The organism is Paracoccus aerius, assembly GCF_014656455.1.
Lineage (GTDB): Bacteria > Pseudomonadota > Alphaproteobacteria > Rhodobacterales > Rhodobacteraceae > Paracoccus > Paracoccus aerius.
In genome coordinates, this window is the sequence record NZ_BNCL01000002.1 from 221,438 (window position 1) to 246,497 (window position 25,060).

Annotated in this window: 27 protein-coding genes; 16 read left to right on the forward strand and 11 right to left on the reverse strand. The window is 65.3% G+C overall.

Features of this window, described 5'->3' with window-relative positions; translation table 11 throughout:
- Positions 1-2: 2 nt before the first annotated feature.
- Both rho and IE224_RS03300 read right to left on the reverse strand, forming a co-directional pair.
- Positions 3-1,274, reverse strand: a complete 1,272-nt coding sequence (rho, locus tag IE224_RS03295; protein WP_126153462.1) for a transcription termination factor Rho — start codon at positions 1,272-1,274, stop codon at positions 3-5.
- Between the two features lie 127 nt (positions 1,275-1,401).
- Positions 1,402-1,845 carry a CopD family protein gene (locus IE224_RS03300; protein WP_167623324.1) on the reverse strand — a complete coding sequence of 148 codons (444 nt, stop codon included), beginning with the start codon at positions 1,843-1,845 and terminating at the stop codon, positions 1,402-1,404.
- A gap of 462 nt (positions 1,846-2,307) precedes the next feature.
- Here IE224_RS03300 and IE224_RS03305 point away from each other — a divergent pair, with 462 nt between their 5' ends.
- The 4 genes from IE224_RS03305 to IE224_RS03320 are packed head-to-tail and all read left to right on the forward strand — an operon-like array spanning position 2,308 to position 5,387.
- Positions 2,308-3,159 (forward strand): shikimate dehydrogenase, encoded by an 852-nt coding sequence (locus tag IE224_RS03305; RefSeq protein ID WP_191308041.1) that lies wholly within the window; start codon positions 2,308-2,310, stop codon positions 3,157-3,159.
- Positions 3,156-3,743, forward strand: coding sequence for a dephospho-CoA kinase (gene coaE / locus IE224_RS03310; protein WP_191308043.1), 588 nt, complete (start codon positions 3,156-3,158; stop codon positions 3,741-3,743). The genes IE224_RS03305 and coaE overlap by 4 nt, the downstream gene beginning before the upstream one ends.
- Entirely contained in the window at positions 3,736-4,437 is a 702-nt protein-coding gene (dnaQ, locus tag IE224_RS03315; protein ID WP_191308045.1) for a DNA polymerase III subunit epsilon, read from the forward strand. Before coaE ends, dnaQ begins: the two co-directional genes overlap by 8 nt.
- Positions 4,438-4,496: 59 nt before the next feature.
- Entirely contained in the window at positions 4,497-5,387 is an 891-nt protein-coding gene (locus tag IE224_RS03320; RefSeq protein ID WP_167623325.1) for a YihY/virulence factor BrkB family protein, read from the forward strand.
- A 33-nt stretch (positions 5,388-5,420) separates the two neighbouring features.
- On the opposite strand, the gene IE224_RS03325 is transcribed toward IE224_RS03320, so the two are convergent.
- Positions 5,421-6,227, reverse strand: a complete 807-nt coding sequence (locus tag IE224_RS03325) for a response regulator (RefSeq protein WP_167620781.1) — start codon at positions 6,225-6,227, stop codon at positions 5,421-5,423.
- A 97-nt stretch (positions 6,228-6,324) separates the two neighbouring features.
- Here IE224_RS03325 and IE224_RS03330 point away from each other — a divergent pair, with 97 nt between their 5' ends.
- Genes IE224_RS03330 through IE224_RS03360 form a run of 7 tightly spaced genes read left to right on the forward strand, consistent with a single transcriptional unit; the run spans position 6,325 to position 12,942 of the window.
- A complete protein-coding gene (locus tag IE224_RS03330) occupies positions 6,325-6,471 on the forward strand; it encodes a NepR family anti-sigma factor (protein WP_167620782.1) in 147 nt (48 codons plus the stop codon).
- A 44-nt stretch (positions 6,472-6,515) separates the two neighbouring features.
- Positions 6,516-7,082: an RNA polymerase sigma factor gene (locus IE224_RS03335; protein ID WP_167620783.1), complete on the forward strand. Its 567-nt coding sequence runs from the start codon at positions 6,516-6,518 to the stop codon at positions 7,080-7,082.
- A gap of 9 nt (positions 7,083-7,091) precedes the next feature.
- Positions 7,092-8,873, forward strand: a complete 1,782-nt coding sequence (locus IE224_RS03340; RefSeq protein ID WP_167620784.1) for a sensor histidine kinase — start codon at positions 7,092-7,094, stop codon at positions 8,871-8,873.
- 39 nt (positions 8,874-8,912) lie between these two features.
- Positions 8,913-9,590 carry a paraquat-inducible protein A gene (locus IE224_RS03345; protein ID WP_191308282.1) on the forward strand — a complete coding sequence of 226 codons (678 nt, stop codon included), beginning with the start codon at positions 8,913-8,915 and terminating at the stop codon, positions 9,588-9,590.
- 5 nt (positions 9,591-9,595) lie between these two features.
- Entirely contained in the window at positions 9,596-10,258 is a 663-nt protein-coding gene (locus tag IE224_RS03350) for a paraquat-inducible protein A (protein WP_167623326.1), read from the forward strand.
- Between the two features lie 7 nt (positions 10,259-10,265).
- Positions 10,266-12,308, forward strand: a complete 2,043-nt coding sequence (locus IE224_RS03355) for a PqiB family protein (RefSeq protein WP_191308047.1) — start codon at positions 10,266-10,268, stop codon at positions 12,306-12,308.
- Between the two features lies 1 nt (position 12,309).
- Positions 12,310-12,942: a PqiC family protein gene (locus IE224_RS03360; protein WP_191308050.1), complete on the forward strand. Its 633-nt coding sequence runs from the start codon at positions 12,310-12,312 to the stop codon at positions 12,940-12,942.
- A gap of 66 nt (positions 12,943-13,008) precedes the next feature.
- On the opposite strand, the gene IE224_RS03365 is transcribed toward IE224_RS03360, so the two are convergent.
- The 4 genes from IE224_RS03365 to IE224_RS03380 form a co-directional block, all read right to left on the reverse strand.
- Positions 13,009-13,473, reverse strand: coding sequence for a hypothetical protein (locus IE224_RS03365; RefSeq protein WP_191308052.1), 465 nt, complete (start codon positions 13,471-13,473; stop codon positions 13,009-13,011).
- A gap of 339 nt (positions 13,474-13,812) precedes the next feature.
- On the reverse strand, positions 13,813-14,592 hold the full coding sequence (locus IE224_RS03370) for an inositol monophosphatase family protein (RefSeq protein ID WP_191308054.1): 780 nt from the start codon (positions 14,590-14,592) through the stop codon (positions 13,813-13,815).
- Positions 14,579-15,928: a TldD/PmbA family protein gene (locus tag IE224_RS03375; protein WP_191308056.1), complete on the reverse strand. Its 1,350-nt coding sequence runs from the start codon at positions 15,926-15,928 to the stop codon at positions 14,579-14,581. The genes IE224_RS03370 and IE224_RS03375 overlap by 14 nt, the downstream gene beginning before the upstream one ends.
- Before the next feature lie 71 nt (positions 15,929-15,999).
- Complete coding sequence (locus tag IE224_RS03380; protein ID WP_191308058.1) at positions 16,000-17,601, reverse strand: DUF2125 domain-containing protein; 1,602 nt, start codon at positions 17,599-17,601, stop codon at positions 16,000-16,002.
- 76 nt (positions 17,602-17,677) lie between these two features.
- On the opposite strand from IE224_RS03380, the gene IE224_RS03385 reads away from it, so the two are divergent.
- Complete coding sequence (locus IE224_RS03385) at positions 17,678-18,292, forward strand: enoyl-CoA hydratase/isomerase family protein (RefSeq protein WP_373305493.1); 615 nt, start codon at positions 17,678-17,680, stop codon at positions 18,290-18,292.
- On the opposite strand, the gene IE224_RS03390 is transcribed toward IE224_RS03385, so the two are convergent.
- Genes IE224_RS03390 through IE224_RS03400 form a run of 3 tightly spaced genes read right to left on the reverse strand, consistent with a single transcriptional unit; the run spans position 18,289 to position 21,035 of the window.
- Positions 18,289-19,578 (reverse strand): TRAP transporter large permease, encoded by a 1,290-nt coding sequence (locus IE224_RS03390; RefSeq protein ID WP_191308062.1) that lies wholly within the window; start codon positions 19,576-19,578, stop codon positions 18,289-18,291. The genes IE224_RS03385 and IE224_RS03390 overlap by 4 nt on opposite strands.
- Positions 19,571-20,065 (reverse strand): TRAP transporter small permease, encoded by a 495-nt coding sequence (locus IE224_RS03395; RefSeq protein WP_167620794.1) that lies wholly within the window; start codon positions 20,063-20,065, stop codon positions 19,571-19,573. Before IE224_RS03395 ends, IE224_RS03390 begins: the two co-directional genes overlap by 8 nt.
- A gap of 4 nt (positions 20,066-20,069) precedes the next feature.
- On the reverse strand, positions 20,070-21,035 hold the full coding sequence (locus IE224_RS03400) for a TRAP transporter substrate-binding protein (protein WP_191308064.1): 966 nt from the start codon (positions 21,033-21,035) through the stop codon (positions 20,070-20,072).
- A 259-nt stretch (positions 21,036-21,294) separates the two neighbouring features.
- Here IE224_RS03400 and IE224_RS03405 point away from each other — a divergent pair, with 259 nt between their 5' ends.
- The 3 genes from IE224_RS03405 to IE224_RS03415 are packed head-to-tail and all read left to right on the forward strand — an operon-like array spanning position 21,295 to position 23,464.
- The gene (locus tag IE224_RS03405) at positions 21,295-22,056 is read left to right on the forward strand and encodes an amino acid ABC transporter substrate-binding protein (RefSeq protein ID WP_167620796.1); all 762 of its coding nucleotides are present in this window, start codon (positions 21,295-21,297) and stop codon (positions 22,054-22,056) included.
- The gene (locus IE224_RS03410; protein WP_167620797.1) at positions 22,053-22,727 is read left to right on the forward strand and encodes an amino acid ABC transporter permease; all 675 of its coding nucleotides are present in this window, start codon (positions 22,053-22,055) and stop codon (positions 22,725-22,727) included. Before IE224_RS03405 ends, IE224_RS03410 begins: the two co-directional genes overlap by 4 nt.
- Positions 22,724-23,464 carry an amino acid ABC transporter ATP-binding protein gene (locus IE224_RS03415; protein WP_191308066.1) on the forward strand — a complete coding sequence of 247 codons (741 nt, stop codon included), beginning with the start codon at positions 22,724-22,726 and terminating at the stop codon, positions 23,462-23,464. Before IE224_RS03410 ends, IE224_RS03415 begins: the two co-directional genes overlap by 4 nt.
- Here the strand turns inward: IE224_RS03415 and IE224_RS03420 are convergent.
- Positions 23,461-23,892, reverse strand: coding sequence for a hypothetical protein (locus tag IE224_RS03420; protein ID WP_167620799.1), 432 nt, complete (start codon positions 23,890-23,892; stop codon positions 23,461-23,463). The genes IE224_RS03415 and IE224_RS03420 overlap by 4 nt on opposite strands.
- Positions 23,893-24,045: 153 nt before the next feature.
- On the opposite strand from IE224_RS03420, the gene IE224_RS03425 reads away from it, so the two are divergent.
- Positions 24,046-24,972 (forward strand): glucokinase, encoded by a 927-nt coding sequence (locus IE224_RS03425; RefSeq protein WP_191308069.1) that lies wholly within the window; start codon positions 24,046-24,048, stop codon positions 24,970-24,972.
- The last annotated feature ends 88 nt before the right edge of the window (positions 24,973-25,060 follow it).

The following is a 25,060-nucleotide window of genomic DNA, read 5'->3' on the forward strand; positions in this document are numbered from 1 at the left end:
CGTCAGGCGTTCATCGAGTCGAAGAATTCCGAGTTTGACTTGGTCTGCTTCAGTTTCGAGATCAGGAACTCGATCGCATCGGTCGTGCCCATCGGGTTCAGGATCCGCCGCAGCAGATACGTCTTCTGCAAGTCCTTGGAGTCGACTAGCAATTCTTCCTTCCGGGTGCCGGACTTCAGGATATCCATGGCCGGGAAGACCCGCTTGTCGGCGACCTTGCGGTCCAGCACGATCTCGCTGTTGCCAGTGCCCTTGAACTCTTCGAAGATCACCTCGTCCATCCGCGAGCCGGTATCGATCAGCGCAGTCGCAATGATGGTCAGCGAGCCGCCTTCTTCGATGTTCCGCGCCGCGCCGAAGAACCGCTTCGGCCGCTGCAGCGCATTCGCATCGACGCCACCGGTCAGAACCTTGCCAGAACTCGGCACGACGGTGTTGAACGCCCTACCAAGTCTTGTGATAGAATCCAGTAGAATCACAACATCTCGTTTATGTTCAACCAGGCGCTTGGCCTTCTCGATCACCATCTCGGACACGGCGACATGCCGGCTGGCCGGTTCGTCGAAGGTCGACGACACGACCTCGCCCTTGACCGAACGCTGCATATCGGTCACCTCCTCGGGGCGTTCGTCGATCAGCAGCACGATCAGGTAACATTCCGGATGGTTGCGCTCGATCGAATGGGCGATGTTCTGCAACAGCACCGTCTTGCCGGTCCGCGGGGGCGCCACGATCAGCGACCGCTGCCCCTTGCCGATCGGCGCAACCAGGTCGATGATCCGGGCCGAGCGATCCTTCAGTGTCGGATCCTCGATCTCCATCTTCAGCCGCTCATTGGGATAAAGCGGCGTCAGGTTGTCGAAGGCCACCTTGTGGCGGGCCTTCTCGGGATCCTCGAAATTGATGCGCTCGACCTTGGTGAGGGCGAAGTAACGCTCGTTCTCGCCAGGGGCGCGGATCACGCCTTCGACCGTGTCGCCGGTGCGCAGGCTGTGCTGGCGGATCATGTCGGGGCTGACATAGATGTCGTCGGGACCGGGCAGATAGTTCGCGGCCGTCGACCGCAGGAAGCCGAAGCCATCCTGGACCACCTCGAGCACTCCATCGCCGCCGATGTCGAACCCTTCCTCGGCATGTTCCTTGAGGATCGAGAACATCATCTCGCCCTTGCGCATGGTCGAGGCGTTCTCGATCTCCCACTCTTCGGCCAAGGAGAGAAGTTCGGCCGGGCTCTTGGCCTTGAGTTCGGACAGGTTCAAGCGTTCTTCGGACATGATGGCACCGCAATCCCGCGCGGCAGATCCGCACGGCTGGTCAGAATGTGGATCGGGAATCCCCAGGCCGGACGGCCGGGCTTGCGCCTGACATAGACAGGGACGCCGTCAGAGTCAATCTGGACCTTCAGAACTTGACGATGACCGACAGGACGATGCCGATCATCAAAAGCGTCGGCACCTCGTTCATGATGCGATAGCGGCGTCCCGGAAGCCCCTGGGCGGCCTTCAGGGAACGGCGCTGACCCGCACACCACATGTGAAACCAGGTCATCGCCAGGACGCAGCCCGCCTTGGTCCAGGGCCAGACCATCGACCAGTCGACGATGCCCGGCGTCATCACCAGGAACAGGCCGCTGATCCAGGTCGCGATCATCGCCGGATTCATGATCAGGCGAAGAAGCTTTTCCTCCATGATGACAAAGCTGCCGGCCGGCTCGGGCGCAGCGCCGCGTTCGGCATGATAGACGAACAGCCTTGGCAGGTAGAACAGCCCTGCCATCCAGGAAATCACGGCCATGACGTGAAATGCCTTGGCATAGGGATAAAGGGTCGAAAGGCCGTCCAGCATCGCCGTGCTTCTTCTTAAATATAAGGAAAAGATAAAGGATGATGTTGATGTAGGCCCTGTGGAGAAAAGGATAAAGGGAAAATCCCAAGCCTTTTCCCCGGAAGCGACGCTTGTGGATATATTCTGTAAAGAGCAGGGTCTATGAATAAAAACGTAAAAAATACAGCGACTTGATATGTGGATAAATCTGTGGAGACCGGTGCCGACGACGCTTTCTCCACAGATGCACGATCCCGACCCCGGAAGTTATCCACCTGTGTGTGTCCCGCAGCCGTTCAAGGGATGTTCCGGGCCGGAATCCGGGGCGTGACGCAAATCTTCCACCCACCCCCATGATTCGACCCGATTCCCCCCGGATCTTATCCACAAACAGGACGGCCACACCTGGCAGGGCTTTGCAAAACGACGCTTTTTTTCGTCCCCTCATGGGCTTAGGCTGATGGCAAGCCAAGGGATGCCACCATGATCGACGACCAGCCCAGCCGTCCTGCCCATGTTCCGCTTGCCGGAGTGATCGGGATGCCCGTCGCGCATTCCCGGTCTCCGCGGCTGCACGGCCACTGGTTGCGGCGCTATGGCATCGAAGGTCATTACATTCCCATGCCTGTCATGCCCGAGCATCTGGCCGAGGCATTGCGCGCCCTGCCCCGCCTGGGCTTTGTCGGCATCAACGTGACGCTCCCGCACAAGGAGGCCGTTCTGACGCTGGCCGATGCCGTTACCGATCGCGCGGCGCTGATTGGGGCTGCGAACACGCTGATCTTCCGCCCCGATGGAAAGATCCATGCCGACAATACCGACGGCTACGGCTTTATCGCCAATCTGCGCCAGAACGCACCGGGCTGGCAGCCCGAGGCAGGACCGGCGGCGATAATCGGTGCGGGCGGGGCCGCGCGGGCGGTGGTCGCATCGCTTCTGGACAGCGGCGTCAAGGAATTGCGGATCACAAACCGCACCCGCATCCGGTCCGAACAGATCAAGGCGGAATTCGGCGCACGGCTGGTCGTTTATGACTGGGCGCAGGCTGGCAACATGCTGGAAGGGGCCACCACGGTCGTGAATGCGACCTCGCTGGGTATGGAGGGCAAGCAGCCCCTGCGCCTGCCGCTGGATGCGCTGTCGCCCGACGCACTTGTGACCGATCTGGTCTACACGCCCCTCATGACGCCCTTCCTGTTGGACGCGCAGGCCCGCGGCTGCCGGGTGGTGGATGGGCTGGGGATGCTGCTGCACCAGGCCGCGCCGGGTTTCGAACGCTGGTTCGGGCACCGTCCCGAAGTCGACGACGAGACCCGCAGGGTCGTTCTGGAATGACCTTCCTGCTGGGCCTGACCGGCAGCATCGGCATGGGCAAGTCCACCACCGCGCAAATCTTCCGCGACCTGGGCCATCCTGTCTGGGATGCCGACCAGGCCGTTCATCGTCTTTACACGCCGGGCGGCGCGGGTGTCGGGCCGGTGGCCGCCGCCTTTCCCGGCGCGATGCGAGAGGGAGGTATCGACCGCGGGCCGCTCAAGGCCCTGATCGCCGATGATCCGGGTGCGCTGGACCGGCTGTCGGCCATCGTCCATCCCCTTGTCGCGGCCGATCGAGAGGACTTCATCGCCCGTCACCCCGATGCCGTGCTGGTGGTCCTGGATATTCCGTTGCTTTACGAAAACGGCTATGAGGCCTGGATGGATGGCGTGGCCGTCGTCTCGACCGATGCGGCGATCCAGCGGCAGCGGGTCATGGCGCGGCCGGGCATGACCCAGGATCTGCTGGCGCTGATCCTGTCGCGGCAGATGCCCGATGCGGAAAAGCGGGCGCGTGCCGACTGGATCATCCCGACCGACAGTCCCGGCGCCGCGCGCCAGGCCGTGGAAGATATCGTGAAGGAGATTGCCGCCCGTGCGTGAAATTGTGATGGATACCGAAACCACGGGTTTCGATGCCGACAAGGACGACCGCATCGTCGAGATCGGCGGGATCGAGCTGCTGAACCACCTGCCGACCGGGCGGACCTTCCATGTCTATATCAACCCCGAACGCCCCATGCCCAAGGATGCCTTCGAGGTGCATGGCCTGGGCGACGACTTCCTGCGCGACAAGCCGAGATTCGCGGACATTGTTCAGGGCTTCATCGACTTCATCGGCGACGACGCCCGCCTGGTGATCCACAATGCCAGCTTCGACATGAAGTTCCTGAATGCCGAATTGCGCCGCCTCGGGCGGCCCGCCCTGCCCTGGTCCCGTGCGCTGGATACCCTGGCCATTGCGCGCGAGAAGTTTCCCGGCGCCCCCGCCTCGCTGGACGCGCTGTGCCGCCGCTTTGGCATCGACAACTCGAACCGGCAGTTGCACGGCGCGCTTCTGGACAGCGAACTTCTGGCCGAGGTTTATCTGGAACTGATCGGCGGCAGGCAGCCGGACCTGGTGCTGGACCAGCCCGCGCGGGGCGGAGCCGTCGTCGGACAGCAGGGCAACGGGGGGCCGCGCCATCCCCGCCCTGTGCCCCTGCCGCCCCGCCTGACGGCGGCCGAAGCTGCCGCCCATGCCGAATTTGTCGCACGAATGGGGGAAAGCGCGGTCTGGGCACGGTATCGTGGTTGACAGATCACCCGGCCAATGACGCCATAAGATCGGACCGATCACCAAGGGCATAGGTGCCGATGCTGACCATCCTGCGCGAAATCTGGGCCTTCATCTCGGCCGTCTTCGAACGGATGGACAAGATCCACATGGGCCTGATCGCGGCGGGCGTGGCCTTCTACGCCATGTTCGCCGTCTTTCCCGGCCTTGCCGCGATCATGGCGCTGTGGAGCCTGTGGTTCGACCCCGCCGTGGTCATGACCTATCTCGATGTGGCCCACGAGTTCCTGCCCGAGGACGCCGCCGACCTGATCGACGCGCAGATCATGTCGCTGGCCTCGACCGGGCGGACGTCGGTCGGCTGGGCATCGTTCCTGTCCTTCATGGTGGCGACCATCGCCGCCCGCGCGGGGGTCGAGGCGGTCGTGGGGGGCCTGAACGCCGCCTATGGCGTCAGGGGCCATTCCACGATCTTCAGCTTCGTCCTGGCCTATGCCCTGACGCTGGCCATTGTCGGGATTTCGCTGGCAGGGCTTGCGACCATCGTGATCGTGCCGGTTCTGCTGAACTTCCAGGTCTTCGACCAGGTGCGTGGTTGGCTGGTCGCCGGCCTGCCCTGGGGGGCGATGTTCCTGCTGGTGATCCTGGGGATCGGCATCCTTTACCGCTACGGCCCCAACGTGAAGACGCCCCGCACCCCGATCTTCACCTGGGGGGCCTTCTTCGCGGCCCTTCTCTGGGCGCTCGCCTCGGTGGCATTTTCCGCCTATCTCAGCAGCTTCAACAGCTACAACCGCATCTACGGGTCCATCGGCACCGTGGTCGCGCTGCTGATGTGGTTCTATCTGGCCGGGTTTTCGGTCCTGCTGGGGGCGCTGATCAATGTCGAACTGGCCCGCCGCCGCCGCGTCCGCGCCGCCCGCGAGGCCCGCGCATCCCTGGTGGCGGATGTGAAAAAGGCGGCGGAATGATCCGCCGCCCCCTTGTCTGCTGGCCGGATGGCCTCAGGCGGCGTCCAGCCCTTCGGTCGACGAAAAGAACATCGCCTGGCTGACGGCCGAGCGGACCTGTTCCTCGGTATAGGGCTTCGAGATCAGGAAGGCCGGCTCGGGCCGCTCGCCCGTCAGCAGCCGTTCCGGGAAGGCCGTGATGAAGATCACGGGGATGTCGCCCATGTCGCGCAAAAGCTCGTTCACGGCCTCGATGCCCGAGGAGCCGTCGGCCAGCTGGATGTCGGCCAGGATCAGGTCGGGACGGCCCTGGCCCGCAAGCTCGATCGCGGCGGTATGGGTGCGGGCGACGCCCGTGACCTCGTGACCCATCGCCTGGACGATGCCTTTCAGGTCCATGGCGATGATCATCTCGTCCTCGATCACCATGACCTTGCCGCGCAGCGTCACGCTCATCTCGTTCAGGGCGATCTGGACCAGTTCCTCGGCCTCGGCCTGGTCGATCTGCATCACGCGGGCGATCTGGTCATAGCGCAATTCCTCGATCGTGCGCAAAAGCAGCGCTTCGCGGGAATTGGCGGTCAGGTTGCGCAGGTGGTCCTGTGCCCGCGATTCGCGTGCCGTCCGCTCGCCCTCCTCGACCGGCTGGCCCGAGCTTTGCCAGATCGCGTGGAAGGTCCGGAACAGGCCGATGCGGGTATCGTCCTCGGCTTCCAGCACGGAACGATCGGACAGGATGGCCTCCAGCGTGGCTGCGGCATAGTTGTCACCAGCACGCTGGCTGCCGGTCAGCGCACGCGCGTAACGCCGCAGATAGGGCAGTTCGCGCCCAATGGACTGGGCGAGGTCGGCAGACGACATGTTTCACATCCTTCGAATTTCACATATTGTGCGGAACCTGTGCTAACCCCTACAGGTTGGTCAGCGTGCGCACAAGATTACCGGGACTAACAAAAACATGACACCGAAGCGGGATGACCGCCGCAAGGCGGCAGTCGAGAAACAGATCGACGAAAATTTGCGTCGCGCCTTTGAACAGGACACAAGCGAAAACATTCCCGATCGCTTTCTCGCTCTTCTCGAACAACTGCGCGAGCAGAAGTGACCTATTTCAAAAAGCGACGACATGCGACGGTGGACGGTGACAGAATGAAGACATCCGCGACGACGGATCCGCGCGACCAGTTGGTGGATCATCTGCCCGCACTGCGCGCCTTTGCCTTGTCGCTGACCCGCGAAGGGGCTGCTGCCGACGACTTGGTGCAGGACACCATCGTCAAGGCATGGACGAACATGGACAAGTTCCAGGCAGGCACCAATCTGCGGGCCTGGCTGTTCACCATCCTGCGCAACACCTTCTATTCCGCCCGCCGCAAGACCAAGCGCGAGGTCAGCGACACCGACGGCATTCACGCAGCCCGGCAGGCGACCCGGCCCGATCATGACGGGCGACTGGCGCTCAAGGATTTCCGGGTGGCCTTCCAGCAATTGCCTGACGAACAGCGCGAAGCGCTTATCCTGGTCGGCGCATCGGGCTTTTCCTACGAGGAAGCGGCCGACATGACCGGCGTGGCGATCGGCACCGTCAAGTCGCGGGCCAACCGGGGCCGCCGCAAGCTGGCCGAACTGCTGCACATGGAAAACGGTGAGGATCTGGACATGACCGATCAGGCGACCTTGGCCGTCATGGCGTCCAGCCACACCATCGCCCGATAAGGCGGGCCGGTGCTCCGGCGGATCAGCGATCGGCTGGACTTCACGCGCAAGCTGGGATTCCGGCTGGGCGCCTTGTTGTCGGTCGCCATCCTGCCCTTGGGCCTGATTTCCCTGATCCAGAACTTCAACCTGGTCCGGGAAGCCGAACGGGGGGTCGAGCTTGCGCTTCTGGGCCGGACATCCTCGGCCGCGGCGGGGGAACGCGCGCTTCTGCAAAGCGCCCTTGGTTCTGCGGATGCGCTTGGTCCCGCCGTGCTGGATTCGCTGGACCGGCCCGGGGTCTGCGCCGACCTGATGCGCAACTTCATCGAACGAAGCGCGACCTATGTCTTTGCGGGCTTCGTGCCCCTGGACGGGATCAGCACCTGCAATTCCTCGGGGCGCAGCGATCCTGTCGATTTCACCGGCTCGGAGGGATACCAGCGTTTCATGGCCGAGCCTGGGACGCTTGTCACTTCGCTGGACAGCGGCCCGGTGATCCAGCGGCCGATCGTGGTGGTCATGCAGCCCCTGTATCGCAACCGCGAGATGCTGGGCTATATCAGCTTGTCGCTGACGACCGAACTGCTGCGGTCCACCCATAACCTGACCTTCGGGACCGACGGCGCGCGGATCGTGTCCTTCAACCACCGAGGAGAGATCCTGACCTCGGACACGGATGCCCAGACATCGACCGAGGATATCCTGCCGCGGAACATGAACCTGGTCGATCTGCTGTCCCGGTCCGAGACGACCTTCAAGGCGCGGGCGGGCAACGGGCAGACGCGCATGTTCACGGTGGTGCCTGCGGTGCCGGGGCTGGTCTATGCCCTGGGAAGCTGGTCTCCCAAGACGGCCAGCGTCGGACTGTTCCAGATTTCCCGCCTTGGCGCGGTGACGATTCCCATGGCCTTGTGGATCGTGTCCCTTGCCGTGGCCTATTTCGCGGTGTTCCGCATGGTGCTGCGCCACATCACCGTGCTGCGCGGCCAGATGCGCCGCTTTGCCATCGGCAACCGGTCCGAGCCACCGCCCGTCCTCTCGGACGCGCCGGCCGAGATCTGCGATGTCAGCCAGACCTTTCACAACATGGCACGGATCCTGATCCGGGATGAGGAACAGATGGAAGAGGCTGTCGCCGAAAAGACCGTCCTGCTGAAAGAGGTCCATCACCGGGTCAAGAACAACCTGCAACTGATCGCCTCGATCATCAACATGCAAAGCCGGGTGATCGACGATCCCGATGCAAGGCGCGTGCTGCGGTCGGTCCAGGACCGGGTGGCGGCGCTTGCCACGATCTACCGCAACCTTTACCAGGCCGAGCATCTGGACGCGGTCGAGGCGGGTCAGTTGATCCGCGACATCATCAACCAGATGGTCAGCGCCTCGGTGCCGCCGGGCGGCAACCTGCGGATCCAGATGAATATCGAGACCCTGATCCTGCTGCCCGACCAGGCGGTCCCCCTGTCCCTGCTGGCGACCGAGGCCTTCACCAATGCCCTGAAATACGCAGGCACCTCCTCGGGCGAGGAAGGGCCGTGGGTCAGGATCAGCCTGACCTCGCCCGAACCCGGGCGCGGCGTCCTCGAAATTGCCAACTCCATCGACCAGACCGACCAATCCGGCGGCACCGGCCTTGGCAGCCAATTGATCGAGGCCTTCACGACCCAGCTCGAAGGGCAGTCCACCACCGGCATCCGGGACAACAGCTTCGTGCTGCGACTGGAATTCGCGGTCGAGAGCGGAAACATGACGCCCGAAGGACGGAATGTGGTCCTGACCTCGGCCGCGCGGGCAGGGGCGCGGCACTGAAGGCTTGCGCAGGCAGGCCGGGATATTATCTTGTCAGGCATGGACGCGCCCGAAACCTTTGACCTGACGACCGGCAGGGGCCTGATGGCCTGTCCGCGCTGCGACGCGCTGCACATCGAGGAGGAACTGGAGCCGGGCGAAACGGCCCGCTGCGTCCGCTGCGGCGGCGTTCTGGCGAAGCCGCGCGGTGGGGCCTTCATCCAGTTGATCGCGCTGTCCTTCACCACGGTCGTTCTTATGATGGGCGCCATCTTCTTCCCATTTCTGGAAATCTCGCGCATGGGCTTTGGCAATGCCACCTCGCTGTTCGGGGTGGGCATGGCCTTCGCCGACGGGGTCCTGCTGCCGCTGGTGCTGGCGGTGATGGCGATGATCGTGGGCCTGCCCGTGCTGCGGGCCTTTCTGCTGGTCTATACCCTGTCCCCGCTGGCGCAGGGGCGGGCGCCTTATCGTCACGCGGCCCGGGCCTTTCGCTGGTCGGAACTGCTGCGCCCCTGGTCCATGGCCGAAATCTTCGTGATCGGCACCGCCGTGGCCCTGGTCAAGGTGGCGGGCATCGCCACGGTTCATCTGGGTCCGGCCTTCTGGGCCTTCTGCGCGCTGATCCTGGTCAACTTCGCCTCGCGCGGGTTCATGTGCCAGACGACCATCTGGGACGCGATCGAGGATGCGGGCATGAAGACAGACGGTCGCGAAATGGTCAAAGGCCGCGCATGATGAACATGGAAGGCCACGACGGGCCGATCATGACCGCCCATCGCGCGGGATTGCTGGGCTGCCGGTCCTGCGGCAGGGTCTGGCCCGAGGATCAGGAAACCTGCGACCGTTGCGGCGCCGATCTGGTGCCGCCCGACCGGCGCGGGCTGCAAAAGGTCTGGGCCTGGTGGATCGCGGGCCTGGTCATGTATGTCCCCGCGAACCTGTTCCCGATGATGCGCACCCAGACCTTTGCCGGTCTGCAAGGCAGTTCCGAGGCCACGATCCTGGAAGGCGTGGTCGAGCTGATGCACTATGGCAACTATGACATCGCCATCATCGTCTTCGTGGCATCGGTCATCGTGCCGGTGGCCAAGTTCCTGGCGATCGCCTGGCTTGCGACCGTTGCCGGGCGCCCGGCCACGGTCGAACAGGCCCATACAAGGCTGAAGATCTATGAAGTGGTGGAATTCATCGGCCGCTGGTCGATGATCGACGTCTTCGTGGTGGCGATCCTGTCGGCGCTTGTGCAGCTTGGCTTTGTCGCATCGGTTCATCCCGGACCCGCTGCCGTGTCCTTTGCGCTGTCGGTTGCCTTCACCATGCTTTCCGCGCAAAGCTTTGATCCAAGACTGATCTGGCGCGGCCTGCCGCTGCGGAACCGGACAGGGATCGAGGGGCAGGACTGACACCGCAATGACCGACACGCCGCCGCCGCCGAGACCGGCAAGCCCCGTGCGCAACACGGCCGCGCGCGCCGCGCAGGCCGGGATCAACGTGATCTGGCTTGTGCCCATCATCGCCCTGATCGTGACCCTGGGCATCGCGTGGAACGCCTATTCCAGCCGCGGCGCCGTGATCGAGGTCGAGTTCGCGGACGCAACCGGCGTGACGCCTGGCGAAACCACCCTGCGCTTTCGCGAGATCACCGTGGGGCAGGTGGAATCGGTCAGCTTCACCCCGGATCTGTCCCGCGTTGTCGTCAGCATCCGGGTCGACAAGGACGTGGCGCCCTATATCGACAGCGAAGCCTCGTTCTGGATCGTCCGGCCGCAGGTTTCGGCCCAGGGCGTGACCCGCCTTGACACCGTGCTGACCGGCGCCTTCATCGAAGGCTATTGGGATGCCAGCATCTCGGCCGAACAGAACCGCTTCGTCGGCCAGGACCGCCCGCCGCTGATCCGCGAGGATACGCCCGGCACGCTGGTCACCCTGGCCATGGAGAACGCCGACGGCATCACCGAAGGCGCGCCCGTCCTGTACCGCGGGGTCCAGGTCGGACGGATGGAGAATATCCGCCTGGCCGACACCGAAGACCAGGTCATCGCCGACGCCTTTATCGAGGCGCCCCATGACAAGCGGCTGACGACCTCGACCGTGTTCTGGGACACCTCGGGTTTTTCGCTGTCGCTGGGGGCGTCGGGCGTGTCCTTCAACGTCAATTCCCTGTCCTCGGTCCTGCAGGGCGGGGTGGCCTTTGACACCTTGATCAGCGGCGGCCGGCCTGTCGAACGTGGCCATATCTATACGCTGCAGCCCGACGAGGAGACTGCGCGCAACGACATCCTGGCCAGCGACAATGCCGAACCGCTGCGCCTGGCCATGCTGATCGACGATTCCCTGCGCGGGCTGGCGAAGGGCGCCGACGTGCAGTTCCAGGGCCTGCGTGTGGGCCAGGTCACGGATCTGGCCGTTTCGCTGGACGAACCGAGAGGGGAGATCAGGCAGGTCGTGACCATGGCGATCTCGCCCGCGCGTCTGGGCCTGCCCGAGGATGCCACGCCCGAGGATGCCCTGGCCTTCCTGCAGGAAGCCGTGGAAGACGGCCTGCGCGCCCGCGTCGCCAGTGCCGGTTTCCTTGGAACCTCGCTGATGGTCGAGCTTGTGGAAATCCCGGGCGCTGAACCGGCAAGGATCAACACCGATGCCCAGCCGAACGCGATCATTCCTTCGGTCCCCGGCGACCTGGATGATTTCAGCGCAAGCGCCCAGGGGTTCCTGTCGCGCATCGGCAACCTGCCGCTGGAAGACGTGCTGCAATCGGCGACGGACATGATGAACAGCATCACGGCCCTTGCCAGTTCCGAAGATACCCGCGCGATCCCCGAAAGCCTGCGCCAGACCCTGGACCAGACCCGCAATGCCGCCACCGATATCGGCGGCATGGCACGCGACCTGCGCGAAGGCGGCGCCGCCCAGAACCTTGCCCGCCTTGTCGAGGAAGCCGCCGCCGCGGCCGAAGCCGTCAGGCTTGCCGCAGCCGACGTGCCCGAGATGGTGGACCAGATCGACGCCGCCGCCGCCGCCGTGGAAGAGTTCGGCTTCGCCGAGATCAGCGCCCAGGCCGAAGGCATCCTAGCCGACCTGCGCGCCATGCTGGGCAGCGAGGATGCCGAGCAGCTGCCCCGCAACCTGTCGGAAACGCTGGAAGCGGCGTCCGGCCTCTTGAACGACCTGCGCGACGGCGATGCGGCAGGCAGCCTGAACGACGCGCTGGACAGCGCCAGCACGGCGGCGGACGAGATCGCCACATCGGTCCAGCGGCTGCCGCAACTGATCCAGCGGCTGGAAGCGACGGCCGCAAGGGCGGATTCGGTGCTGGCTTCCTATGGCGACCGTTCGGCCTTCAACACCGAGGCCGTCAACATGCTGCGCGAACTGCGCCGTGCGACCGAGGCTTTCGGATCGCTGGCCCGCCTGATCGAACGCAACCCCCGTGCCTTTATCCTGGGACGATGACATGACCCACCGCCTGCCACTTGCCGTCGCGTGCCTTGGTTTCCTGGGGCTGTCCGCCTGTTCCGACCCCGAGGACACGGCGCGCTATATCATCGATCCGCCGGTGACGGGGGGGCAGGTCCCCAATCGTCTGGGAAGCGCGGAACTGAAGGACGTGTCGCTGCCGGAATATGCCTCGGGGCAGGAAGTGGCCTTCCAGACCGAAGATGGCGCTGTCAGGTCCAATCCCGACAACCTTTGGGCCGACAATCCGCAGCGGGCCTTTACCATGTCGCTGGCCCGCGCCATCTCGGATGCCTCTGGCGCGACCGTCATCAGCGAGCCCTGGCCCCTGGCTGAGCCGCCGCAGCGCGTGCTGGAGGTGCGGGTCGAACGGGCCCTGGCCCAGGCCAACGGCATCTATCGCCTGCAGGGCCGCTATTTCGTCGCGGACGAGGGCAGCAACGGCGCAAACCATGCCCGCAGCTTCGACATCGCGGTGCCGATGGGCAGCACGGGGCCTGCGGCATCGGCTGCGGCCGCGTCATCGGCGATCGCGCTGCTGGCCCAGCAGATCGCGACCCTTTCGGGGCCGGGCCGCACCATCGCCACCACGGCCCCCGCCGATCCCTTTGCCCTTGATCCCTTGTTCTGACGAAACAAGATGGCGGATGGCCGAAACCATCCGCCAGAAAACCCCGCAGGCAACAAAGGCTACTGGTCAAACAGATGCACTTGGCGGGCTGCCCTTGTCCCGGTAATCGCCGGGATCGGACAAGGAATCCTCGTCCAGGTCGGCACGACCCATGACGCGGACGATGACCGGCAGCACGAACTGGTCGAAGCATCCCCGGTCGGGCGCGAAGGCACCGGGACGCCCGATGCCTCCGCAGTCCTCGCAATCCTCGATCCTGCCCCAGCAATTCGGGCAGGCACCAAGGGCGCAGGCCAGCATCTCGATCCGATCGATCAGAAGCTGGTTCTCCTGCTCGAGCCGCCGGAACGCGGCCCAGGTCGGGCGATCGTCATCGGTGAGAGGAGCACCGAAGCCCAACCGCCCCGAGATTGCCGCCAGCAGGTCTTTCGTGGCGGGAACCGGCACATTCTGCACACCCCCCGGTCCACTGCCCAAAAGCTGAAGTGCGGCGATTACGTCATTGAAATTCCGCATTGTGTCACCCGGCATGTCCGTTATCCCTCCTGCTTCTGCCAAGCGAGGCGTCACCCCGTGCGACCGATCATCGCTTTCAATACTGACCTTATCCCCTGGGGCCGTGAATCCGACGTGAAAAATCGGCCCGCAGATCGCCCCGCCGCGTGAATAATGGACGAAAGACACAGGTTTTTCGGAAAATTGCCCGGATGGTCGGGGTTGGCGACCCTGTGGAATGGCTCTGGCAGTCGGTCTGCCATACCGGCGAATCACTGCAGGGCGGTTCAGGACGCGACGCCGATGGGCCTGCCGGTTCGTTTATTCGATCAGCAATTTGGCGAATCCCAGGGATCATCCCCGGCATGGCGCGCCCTATGTCATCGCCACGCGCATGTCCCGGTGCAGCCGTGGCCCGGCGACGACCATGCCGTCGATCATGGCGCGCGGGCTGTTGAAGCGCATCGGCTGCCCGTGCCGGTCCGTGGCAATGGCGCCCGCGCGTTCCGCGATCAGGCTGCCCGCGGCGATGTCCCATTCCCAGACATGGCGCACAGACAGGGCCGCGTCGAAACGCCCCTCGGCTACAAGGCACAGCCGCCAGGCCAAGGACGGGCGGAACTCGCGGCGGAAAGGGGGCACCCGTCCGCCTTTCCAATGCTCGGGATCTGTTGCGGACTTGTAGGTCAGCACGCGGGCGCCGCCGATCCCGGCGCCGCTTGGCCGGATCGGCTGGCCATTCAGCAGCGCGGGGCCATCGGCATGGGCGGTGAAGGTCAGGTCCATGGCGGGCAGATGCACCACCGCCGCGATGATCCGGTGGCCTTCGGCCACGGCAAGCGAATGGGCGAAACCAGCCTGGCCTGCGATAAAGGCACGGGTGCCGTCGATCGGGTCGATGATGAAGCAGCGCCGGGCGTCCAGGCGGGATGCGTCCGCCTCGCTTTCCTCGGACAGCCAGCCATAGCTGGGCCGGGCACCCATCAGCGTGCTGTGAAGGGCATCGTTGACGGCCAGATCCGCCTCGGTCACGGGACCGGCGTCGTCGGGTTTTTCCCAAGCCTCGGGCTCGGCCTTCCAGAAGGACAGGGCGATGGGGCCCACCTTCCGGGCGGCCTCGGTCAAAAGGGCCAGATCCTCGTCAGGCCCCCGCAACGGTCATTCCCCCCACCAGAAGGCTTGGCACCTCGACCGCCCGCCAGGGCAGGGCGTCGTTCGCGGCTTGCAGCGTCATCAGCATGTCGCGCAGGTTACCGGCGATGGTGCATTCGTTGACCGGATAGGCGATGCGGCCACCCTCGACCCAGAACCCGGCCGCCCCGCGCGAATAATCCCCCGTCGTCCCATTGATCGACGCCCCCAGCATCGAGGTGACGACCAGCCCCGTCCCCATCCGGGTGATCAGGTCGTCCTGCGTCACCTCGCCCTGGGTCAGGATGACATTGCTGTTGGTAGGCGATGGGGCCGAGGACATGCCCCGGGCGGCAGATGCGGTGCTGTCCATTCCCAGTTTGCGCCCCGTCGCCAGATCCAGCGTCCAGCCGTGCAGCACCCCGCCCCTGACGATGTCGCGCCGCCGCGTCGCCAGCCCTTCGGCATCGAAGGGGCGGGATGAGGGATAACGCGGCCGCAGCGGATCCTCGGTCAAGTCGAACCCCTCGGGCAGGACCGGCTGGCCCAGGTCATTGCGCAGCCAGCTTGCCCCGCGCGCGACGGCGCTGCCGTTCACCGCAGACAGCAGGTGGCCGATCAGGGACGACGCGACGCGCCGGTCGTACAGGATCGGGAAGGCCCCGGTCGGCGGCTTGCGAGATCCCGCGCGGGCCAGCGTACGTTCGGCGGCCAGGCGGCCGATCTCCTCGGGGGCGGGCAGATCCTCGGGCCAGACGCGGGATTCGCCGGCATAGTCGCGTTCCATCCCCAGCCCTTCGCCGGTGATGGCGACGGCCGAGATGGCATGGGTCGTGCGCGCATAGCCGCCCGAAAACCCGTTCGAGGCAGCAAGCCACAACTGGCGCCGGCTGAAGCCCGCATTGGCCGATTCCACCTGCGAGATGCCCGGCACATCGCGCGCCGCAGCCTCGGCCCGCAGCGCCAGGTCCTGGAGGTGGTCGGGCGACGGATCGGGCCGGTCGTCGGCGATCTGCAGCCCGTTCGCGTCACGCTGCCGGGCAAGCTGGTCGGGATCGGCCAGGCCAAGCATGTCGTCCACCGGGGCTTCCCGGGCCATGGCGACGGCACGTTCGGCCATGTTCGCAATGGTGGCGGGGCTGTGGTCGGATGCTGAAACGCAGGCCTGCCGCCCGCCGACCAGAACGCGCAGGCCGATCTCGACCCCTTCGGCCCGGTCGGCCTGTTCCAGCGTGCCGCCGCGCATGTCGATGCTGATCGACTGGCCGCTGCTGGTCAGCGCGTCGGCCCCGTCCGCCCCCGCGCGCCGCGCCGCATCGACCAGCTGTTCGGCCAGCGACTGCAAATCCACGGGTGACATCGGCTGTTCTCCTTGCCTGCGAATGAAAAAGGCCGGGACCGAGGCCCCGGCCAAGGCCCGTTCGGCCCGGCCTACTTGACCTGCTGGCCGTTGGCGAAGATCTGCCCGCCTTCGCGGAACTCGATTTCCGAGGTCAGCTGGTCGGGATTGCCCTCGGCGGGCTTGGCGAACATCGCCAGCATCATGCGCATTCCCATCATCTGTTCCTCGGGGACCAGTCCCATGGCGACGACCTTGTCCATCAGCCCGTTCACACCTTGGAAGGTGCCGTTCAGGGTGCCGACCGGCTCGTTGGGATTGTCGCCGAAGGCCAGCGATCCGGTGATCTCGGCCTTGGCGCCCACCGCATCAAGCGCGACCCGGTTGACGGCCAGGTTCCGCGGGGCGAAGGGCGTCTGTTCGACGGGCATCCCGTTCTCGTCCGTCTGCAACTGCGGCTGGGTCTGGTCGAACAGATCCTGGTTCAGCACCGCGTCGCCGGACAGATCGACCGTCAGGCTGGCCGGATCGCGCGGCAACTGGTTCTGGGGATCGAACAGGTTCCAGATCGCATCTGCGAAGGTCAGGCCTTCCAGGGCATAGGCCAGCTTGAACGGCTGGGCGCTGTCGCCCTTTGTCACCGGGATCTGCAACTCGGCCGAGATTTGCTCGACCGCATAGCTGATGGGGAAGGGCAGGGTGCCCAGCGTCATCTCGGCCTTGGCATCCGCGCTGCTGGCCTTGTAGCCCATCCCTTGGCCGGACAGGCTGAAGCTAAGGTCGCTGGCGCCGGTGGCGAAGCTGCCCTGGCCGGTCTGGTCCTGGCCGATTTCATCCTTGCCCGTGACATCGAATCGGCCTTCAAGGCTTTCATAGGTCAGGGTGGTGTCCAGCGTCAGCCCGGCAGCCAAGGCCTCGGCCATCTGGGTGCCCAGGTCGAAGGTCTGGCCGGGGGTCTTGCCGCTGCCCTGGCTGGCCAGGTTGTTCAGCGCAATCTGGAAATCCATGGTGCCACCGCCCGCACCGGCCTCGTCAGCGGGCATGGTGGCCGCGACCTGCACCTCGGCCCGCGCGGCCGTCAGGTCATAGGTCGTGTTCGTGCCGCCATCGGCCTGGGCATTGCGCTGCGATCCAGCCAGGTCGGTGATCGTCCCGGTCACGGGGATCGTCGCGTCCTGCCCCGGTTCCGCCGGCAACGAGAAGTCGAAGGCCAGCGTCGGATAGGTATATTCGTAAAGCATGTCCTCGGGCGTGCCCGAGACGACCATTTCGTTGCCCGGCACCTTGATCGTCCCGGTTACCGCCATTTCCACCATCTCCGGGGCTTCGGCTTCCGGCGCGGGATCCGTGCCCTCGGCCATGTCCTCGGCCTCGGCTGGGGCGGGGACCGAGAAGCGGCTGTCCACCGCCACGTCGCCCTCGACCACGACGCGGACCTTGGCGTCGCCGGTTTCCTGGAAGGTCATCTGCGGAAAGGTCAGCGAGGTCTTGCCGTCTTCGTTCGTCATCGAGAAGACCGCGTCGGTGACGGTCAGCGTGCCGCCCGCGTCATCGACATTGCCGGAAACGACATAGCCATAGTCGGTGCTGTATTTCTGCAGATTTTCCCAGACCTGCGCGGGGGTGACCTCGGCCAGGACGGGGACCGCGCCAAGGATCAGCGCCAGGGCGGAGGTTGCAAGGGGGCGGACCATGCCAAAGACCTTTCGGAAAAACATTGCTTGTGGGATTTGTGGCACAGTGTCCCCCGGACTCCAAGGGAGCAATCGCGTGATCCATTCCGTGACCGAAGACGGCCTTGCCATCGTCACCATCGACCGGCCGGACAAGGCCAATTCCCTGACGGCCGGGATGCTGCGCGACCTGACCGACGCCTTCGACCGGATCGCCGCGACGGGCTGCCGGGCGGCGGTGCTGACCGCAACGGGACGGGTCTTCTCGGCCGGGGCCGACCTGGACGAAGCGAAGGCCGGGCTTGCGCTGTCGCCGGAATGGGAACGGCTGTCGGGCCGCGTCGCCAGCCTGTCCTGCCTGACGATTGCCGCCTTGAATGGCACGCTGGCGGGCGGGGCCTTCGGCATGGCGCTTGCCTGCGACCTGCGCATCGCGGTCCCCGAGGCGCGGTTCTTTTATCCGGTGATGCGACTGGGCTTTTTGCCGCAGCGCTCGGATCCCTTCCGGCTGGCGCGGCTGGTCGGACCGGCGCGGGCGAAGATGATCCTGATGGCGGGCCAGCGGATCGAGGCGCCCGAGGCGCTTGCCTGGGGGCTGATCGACCGCATTGTCCCGCCGACTGATCTGATGGACGCGGCCCGTGCCCTGGCCGGCGACGCGCTGTCGGCGGCACCGGATCATGTCGCGGCGATCAAGGCCATGGTGGTCTAGGGCGCGAAGCCGCTGAGCCGGGGCAGCCAGGTCGAGAGCCCCGGCACGAAGGTCAGGATCATCAGCGCGGCCAGGGCGGCCAGAAAGAAGGGCGGCAACTCGCGGATCAGGGCCGAGGGGCGCTGCTTGGTGGCAGACGCCACAACGAAGATCAGGCTCCCCACCGGCGGCGTCATCAGGCCGAAGGTCAGGTTCACGATGACCACGATCGCGAAATGATCGGCGGCGATCCCCAGGCTGTGGGCGATGGGCGCCAGGATCGGCACCAGGATCATCACGCCGGGCAGGGGGTCCATGAACATCCCGAAGACCAGCAGCAGCAGGTTCACCATCAGCAGGAAGGCCAGTGGCGACAGATCCATGGCAATCACCGCATCGGCCATGGCCTGCGGCACGCCCTCGATGATCAACACCCAGGCGAAGGCGCGGGCTGCGGCCAGGATCATCAGCACCGCCACCGACATGATAGCGGATCGCAGGAATGCGCCCCACAGATCCGCCCAGGAGAACCCGCGATACACGACGGCGCTGACGACGATGGCATAGAAGACGGCGACGACCGATGCCTCGGTCGGGGTGAAAAGCCCGCCCCGGATGCCGCCGACGATCAGCACGATCAGCAGAAGCGCGGGCAGGGCAGCGATGCTGTTGCGGACCATTTGCGCAGCGGGCGGGCGGGGATCGCCGCTGCGATAACCGCGCTTGCGGCTGATCCACCAGTTGACGCCCGCCAGCAGCGCCGCGATCAGCAGGCCGGGCAGGATCCCGGCCATGAACAGCGAGCCAACCGAGACATTGCGGTCCTGCAGCGCATAGATGATCATCGTGATCGAGGGCGGGATGATCGGATCGATCACCGCAACCGAAATCGTCAGCGCCCCGGCATAGGGCTTGGCATAGCCGCTGCGCTCCATCATCCGCGACATCATCGCGCCGGGCCCCGCGGCCGAGGCCAGGGCCGAGCCCGAGATCCCCGCGAACAGCGTGCCGGACAGGATATTGGCATAGCCCAGGCCCCCGCGCAGATGGCCCACGAACTGCGCCGCGAACCGCAGCAGCATCCGCGAGATGGCGCCGGTGGACATAATCTCGGCCGCAAGGATGAAGAAGGGCACCGCCAGCAGCGGAAAGCTGTCAAGGCCGGTGAACATTTCCTTGACGACGACCACCATGGGATAGCGCCCCGACAGCGCCACCGCCGCGAATGTCGCCATCGCAAGCGCGAAGGCGATGGGCACGCCCATGGCCATCAGCACCAGGAAGGCAATGCCCAGAACCTCAACCAAGGGCGGCCTCGTCCGATTGCTGAAGGCCCGCCCGCCAATAGCGGGGCGCGATCAGGGCCAGATGGACGATCATCAGCGCGAAACCGACCGGCATCGCCGCATAGATCCATTTCATCGGCACGCGCAGCGCCGCCGATCTCTGGACCGCCATCCGGTTCATGTAGTCGACGCCGACCCAGACCATGAAGGCGAAGAAGGAAAACAGCACGACCAGGATCAGCGCGCGCAAGGCCCGCTGTCCGCCAGTCGGCAGGGCATCCTGGGCATTGGTGATGGCCGCGTGCGCGCCTTCGCGCAGGGCCAGGCCGCTGCCCAGGAAGGTCAGCCAGATCATCGAATAGCGCGCCACCTCGTCAGCCCAGGTCAGCGAGTTGCCGGTCAGATAGCGACCGGCGACGTTCCACCCCAGGATCAGCGCCATGCCCATCAGGACCAGCACAAGGATCGCCCCGTTCAGGGCGACAAAGGCGCGCTCGATGCGGGCCATGGGCTTATTCGACCGCCTGGATCCGTGCCATCAGGTCGGCGCCGAACTGCGCCTCGTAGGCTTTGTAGGGTTCGGCCAGGGCATCGCGGAAGGCTGCCTTCTGTTCGGGGGTCAGCTCGTTGACCTCCATCCCCGCGGCCTTCATCGCCTCGACCCCCGAAGCGTCCACTTCGTCGACAAAGGCGCGCATCGCCACGACCGCATCGTCGGCGGCCTTTTCGAAGGCGGCCTTTTGGGTGTCGTCCAACTGGCCCCAGAGCGACGGGGAAACCAGGATGATGGTGGACGAATAGACATGGCCGTCCAGTGTCAGGTATTCCTGCACCTCGTTCAGCTTGGCCGAGACGATCACCGACAGCGGGTTTTCCTGCCCGTCGATGGCGCCCTGCTGCAATGCGCCGATCACCTCGGGCCAGGCCATCGGCGTGGGGGCGGCGCCAAGGGCGCGGAAGGCCTCGATATGGACCGGGTTTTCCATCGTGCGGATCTTCAGCCCGTCCAGGTCGGCAGGCGCCTGGATGGCGCCGCGATTGCTGGTGATGTGGCGGAACCCTTGTTCGCCCCAGGCCAAGGCGTGCAGGCCCGCGTCCTCGAACTTGGCCAGCATCTCCTCGCCGATCTCTCCGTCCAGGACCTTGCGGGCGTGATCCTTGTCGCGCAGCAGGAAAGGAATGCCCAGAACGCCCACTTCGGGAACGAAATTGGTCAGCGTGCCGTCGGATGCGATGGTCATTTCCACCGTGCCCAGTTGCAGCCCTTCCAGCACCTCGCGTTCGCCGCCCAGGCCGGACGAGGGGAAATGCCGGAAGGTGAACTGCTCGCCCAGGGATTCCTTAAGGGATTCCTCGAAGGCCTTGGCGCCCGCGCCGTAATGGCTGTCCTCGGCCAAGGCATAGCCGATCTTGATTTCCTGCGCGGAAACGGGCGCGGCGAAGGCTGCGCACAAAAGCGCGGCATAGACATGTTTCATGAAGATCCCTCATCCCTGGATGCCAGGGATTTAGCGCAACCAGACAGGATTGTGCAATCCCGCGGCCCGTTTTGAAATCCTGTTGCTTGGGCGATGATTGCGGTGCGGAACATTGTTCCTGCCCAGCCGTTTTCCCGCAACTGTCGTCCCAAAGGCCTGCCAGCCGTCGCGCATCTTGTCCCTTTCTGCAGGCGGGGGACTTGCGGCCGATCATCCCTCGGCGCATCTCAAGGCCCAGTAGAATAAGGAGATTTTCCTCATGCGCAGCATCATCCTGTCCGCCGCCCTGGCGCTTTCCACCGCCCTGCCCGCCGCCGCGGAAACGATCCGCGTCGGCATGTCGGGGGGCTATTTTCCCTTTACCTTCACACGCGCCGACGAATTGCAGGGCTTCGAGGTGGACCTGATGAACGCCGTGGGCGAGATCACCGGCGACGACATCGAATTCGTCACCATGTCCTTTTCCGGCCTGATCGGTGCCCTGGAATCCGGCCGCATCGACACCGTCGCGAACCAGATCACCATTACCCCCGAACGCGAGGCGAAGTTCGCCTTCACCCAGCCCTATGTCTATGACGGCGCGCAGGTCGTGGTGAAGGCCGGCAACGAGGGCGAGATCACCGGCCCCGAAAGCCTCAAGGGCAAGTCGGTCGCGGTGAACCTGGGCTCGAATTACGAGCAATTGCTGCGTGAACTGCCCTATGCCTCGGAAATCGACATCCGCACCTATGAAAGCAATATCGAACAGGACACCGCCCTGGGCCGGGTCGATGCCTTTGTCATGGACCGCGTCTCCTCGGCCCAGGTAATCAAGGAAAGCCCGCTGCCCCTGGCCCTGGCCGGCCAGCCCTTCAGCGAGATCCGGAACGCCCTGCCCTTCCGCAACGACGAGGCAGGGCTGGCGATGCGCGACAAGGTGGATGCCGCCATCACCCAGCTCAAGGAGAACGGCACCCTGGCCGAGATCTCGCGGAAATGGCTGGATGCCGATGTGACCAAGCCCGCGGCCGCCGCTGAATGAGGCCACTTGATACCGCCTATATGTGGGATCTGGTGCCGATCATCCTCGGCTATGTCCCGCTGACATTGGGAATGGCGCTTGTCGCGATGGCGGCGGCGCTGATCCTGGCCGCGCTGCTTGCGATCGTGCGCGTCCTGCGCGTGCCGGTCGCGGACGGCGTGGTGGCGGTGTTCATCAGCTTCTTCCGGGGCACGCCGCTGCTGGTGCAGCTGTTCCTGTTTTACTACGGGCTGCCGCAGCTTGTGCCCGCGCTGACCAATATCGACGGGGTCACGGCGGCGGTCATCGGCCTGACGCTGCATTTCGCGGCCTATATGGCGGAAAGCATCCGCGGCGCGATCCTTGGCGTGGACCGCAGCCAATGGGAGGCCGCGCAATCGATCGGGATGACGCAGGGCCAGCTTCTGCGCCGGATCGTCCTGCCGCAGGCGTCCCGCGTTGCTGCGCCGACGTTGATGAACTATTTCATCGACCTGATCAAAAGCACCTCGCTTGCCTTTACCCTCGGCGTGACCGAGATGATGGGCGCCGCGCAAAAGGAAGCGGCCGGCAGCTTCCTGTATCTGGAAGCCTTCCTGGTCGTCGCGGTGATCTACTGGATCATGGTCGAGGCGCTGTCGGTCGGGCAACGCTGGATGGAACGCCGGCTGGGAAAGGCGGTTGCACGATGACATGCGAGATCGACATTGCCGGCCTGGTCAAGCGGTTCGGGACGAACATTGTCCTGGACGGCATCGACCTGTGCCTGAAACCCGGTGAGCGGGTGGCGATCATCGGCCCCTCCGGCACCGGCAAATCGACGCTTCTGCGCTGCATGAACTGGCTGGATGCGCCCGATGTGGGGCGGATCACGGTTGGCGATCTGTCGGTTGATGCCGCGCGCGCGTCGCGGGCGGACATCCTGGCGCTGCGGCGCAGGACGGGCTTTGTGTTCCAGAACTATGCGCTGTTCGCCAACAAGACCGCTCGGCAGAACATCATGGAAGGGCTGACCACCGTCCGCGGCTGGTCCAAGGCCCGCGCCGCCGCGCGCGCCGACGAGATTCTGGGCCAGATCGGCCTGGGCGATCGCGGCGACAGCTATCCATCCGCCATGTCGGGCGGACAGCAGCAGCGCGTGGGCATCGGCCGGGCGATGGCATTGGACGCCGACCTGCTGCTGTTCGACGAACCGACCAGTGCGCTTGATCCCGAATGGGTGGGCGAGGTTCTGGACCTGATCCGGTCGATCGCCGATGGCCGGCAGACCATCCTGATCGTCACGCACGAGATGCAGTTCGCGCGCGAGATCGCCGACCGGATCGTCTTCATGGAAGGCGGGCGCATCGTCGAACAGGGACCGCCCGCGCAGATCTTCGGCGATCCGCAGGACGACCGCACCCGCGCCTTCCTGCGCCGGGTCAGTTAGCGCAGGCCTGCCGTCTGGTAGTAGACATCCACGTCCCGTGCCTGGTCATAACCGATGCCCGAGGCGATGATGCAGCTTGTGTCATCGCGGCGTGGCGCGACCAGCGTCCAAGTGCCCATCTGGTCCGAGGCCCACAACTCGGTCGCGGCATGGCCGTCGCCGGGCACGGGCGTCTCGTTGAAGTCATGGCGCAGGGTCTGCTGGATCTCGGCATCGGCGGCGCAATAGGGCTGGTCGCCCACCGCCATGTCGGACGTGGGCAGGTCCTGGGCCTGTTCCAGCAGGGTCGCGGTATCGACCCCCGCCATTGCCGGCCATGCCTGCACGGGCTGGTCGGGCCTGGTCGCGGAAATGGCTGGCATGGCCATCAGCGCCGCGACGCTGCCGGCCACGCCAAGGCGGACGATGCGGGTTGCGATGCGGGACATGACAGGGCCTTTCTTCAGTGTTTGCTGGGGAAAAACGTATCGGCGGCGCGGTGGGTTCCGCTTTTTGGCGCGACGCGGCGTTGCGTTGGCTGTCGAAACCGGCAATTGTCCTGCGTTGTAAAGGGCTAAGGCGACAGGAAGGACGGTCCCCGAATGGCGATACTTCTGGGCGATGTGGGGGGCACGAACGCTCGTTTGGCCATTGCGCGAAACGGCGTCATCGACCGGCAGTCGGTGACCCGCTTTCGCGGCGACGACTATGCCAGCTTCGATGACGTGGTGCGCCAGTTCCTGCAGGAACAGGACCAGCCCCGCATCACCGGCGTCTGCGTGGCGGTGGCAGGTCCGGTCAGCAACGGGCGGGCGCGGCTGACCAACCGGCCCTGGGACTTTTCCGAGGATCGGCTGGCGCGGCTGACCGATGCGGACCATGTCCGGCTGATCAACGACCTGACCGCGATGGGCTATGCCACGCCGGTTCTGGCAGGCGACGGGCTGGCCACGCTGCGCAGCGCGCCGTCCGGCCGACCCCGCAATGGGCAGTCGCTGGTCGTGAACCTGGGCACCGGCTTCAACGTCTGCGCGGTCCGCAGCCTGCCCGGCGGGGCCATCGCCGCGCTCGAGGCCGAGGAAGGCCATACCAGCCTGCCCGCCAACATCTATCTTCGCCTGCTGGACGCCGTCGGCCCCGAGGCGATGGCGGGCTTCATCTCGACCGAGGAAGCCTTTGCCGGGCGCGGGTTGTCGCGCCTTCATGCCGCGCTGACACAAACGACGCCCGTGCCGGGCGAGCAGATCGACCGGGCAGCGGATGCGGGCGATCCCGTCGCCAATGCGACCTATGACCTGTTCACCGACCTGGTGGGTCTGCTGTGCCGGGAACTGGCGCTGCGCTTCATGCCGCTGGAAGGGATGTTCCTGGCGGGCAGCGTCGGGCGCAGCATCTCGGACCGGATGGATCGGTTCGAGGCGTCCTTCCTGGCCGAGCCCTATATGCGCCACATCCCCGAAAACACGCCGATCTTCCTGATCCGCGACGACATGGCCGCCTTGCACGGCTGTCTGGCCGCCCTGTCCTGACCGCGCCGGGTGGCGGAATCCCGTCCGCCGCCCCGGTTTCTGCCGATGAATCGCTTGGATTCACCCGGGCGTCCTGTTCATATGAGGC

Excerpts from the sequence above, each read along its gene's own strand:
- rho (WP_126153462.1), bottom strand. The coding sequence starts at position 1,274 with ATGTCCGAAGAACGCTTGAACCTGTCCGAACTCAAGGCCAAGAGCCCG.
- IE224_RS03300 (WP_167623324.1), bottom strand. The coding sequence starts at position 1,845 with ATGCTGGACGGCCTTTCGACCCTTTATCCCTATGCCAAGGCATTTCAC.
- IE224_RS03305 (WP_191308041.1), top strand. The coding sequence starts at position 2,308 with ATGATCGACGACCAGCCCAGCCGTCCTGCCCATGTTCCGCTTGCCGGA.
- coaE (WP_191308043.1), top strand. The coding sequence starts at position 3,156 with ATGACCTTCCTGCTGGGCCTGACCGGCAGCATCGGCATGGGCAAGTCC.
- IE224_RS03320 (WP_167623325.1), top strand. The coding sequence starts at position 4,497 with ATGCTGACCATCCTGCGCGAAATCTGGGCCTTCATCTCGGCCGTCTTC.
- IE224_RS03325 (WP_167620781.1), bottom strand. The coding sequence starts at position 6,227 with ATGTCGTCTGCCGACCTCGCCCAGTCCATTGGGCGCGAACTGCCCTAT.
- IE224_RS03330 (WP_167620782.1), top strand. The coding sequence starts at position 6,325 with ATGACACCGAAGCGGGATGACCGCCGCAAGGCGGCAGTCGAGAAACAG.
- IE224_RS03335 (WP_167620783.1), top strand. The coding sequence starts at position 6,516 with ATGAAGACATCCGCGACGACGGATCCGCGCGACCAGTTGGTGGATCAT.
- IE224_RS03345 (WP_191308282.1), top strand. The coding sequence starts at position 8,913 with ATGGACGCGCCCGAAACCTTTGACCTGACGACCGGCAGGGGCCTGATG.
- IE224_RS03350 (WP_167623326.1), top strand. The coding sequence starts at position 9,596 with ATGGAAGGCCACGACGGGCCGATCATGACCGCCCATCGCGCGGGATTG.
- IE224_RS03355 (WP_191308047.1), top strand. The coding sequence starts at position 10,266 with ATGACCGACACGCCGCCGCCGCCGAGACCGGCAAGCCCCGTGCGCAAC.
- IE224_RS03360 (WP_191308050.1), top strand. The coding sequence starts at position 12,310 with ATGACCCACCGCCTGCCACTTGCCGTCGCGTGCCTTGGTTTCCTGGGG.
- IE224_RS03365 (WP_191308052.1), bottom strand. The coding sequence starts at position 13,473 with ATGCCGGGTGACACAATGCGGAATTTCAATGACGTAATCGCCGCACTT.
- IE224_RS03375 (WP_191308056.1), bottom strand. The coding sequence starts at position 15,928 with ATGTCACCCGTGGATTTGCAGTCGCTGGCCGAACAGCTGGTCGATGCG.
- IE224_RS03380 (WP_191308058.1), bottom strand. The coding sequence starts at position 17,601 with ATGGTCCGCCCCCTTGCAACCTCCGCCCTGGCGCTGATCCTTGGCGCG.
- IE224_RS03395 (WP_167620794.1), bottom strand. The coding sequence starts at position 20,065 with ATGGCCCGCATCGAGCGCGCCTTTGTCGCCCTGAACGGGGCGATCCTT.
- IE224_RS03400 (WP_191308064.1), bottom strand. The coding sequence starts at position 21,035 with ATGAAACATGTCTATGCCGCGCTTTTGTGCGCAGCCTTCGCCGCGCCC.
- IE224_RS03405 (WP_167620796.1), top strand. The coding sequence starts at position 21,295 with ATGCGCAGCATCATCCTGTCCGCCGCCCTGGCGCTTTCCACCGCCCTG.
- IE224_RS03410 (WP_167620797.1), top strand. The coding sequence starts at position 22,053 with ATGAGGCCACTTGATACCGCCTATATGTGGGATCTGGTGCCGATCATC.
- IE224_RS03415 (WP_191308066.1), top strand. The coding sequence starts at position 22,724 with ATGACATGCGAGATCGACATTGCCGGCCTGGTCAAGCGGTTCGGGACG.
- IE224_RS03420 (WP_167620799.1), bottom strand. The coding sequence starts at position 23,892 with ATGTCCCGCATCGCAACCCGCATCGTCCGCCTTGGCGTGGCCGGCAGC.
- IE224_RS03425 (WP_191308069.1), top strand. The coding sequence starts at position 24,046 with ATGGCGATACTTCTGGGCGATGTGGGGGGCACGAACGCTCGTTTGGCC.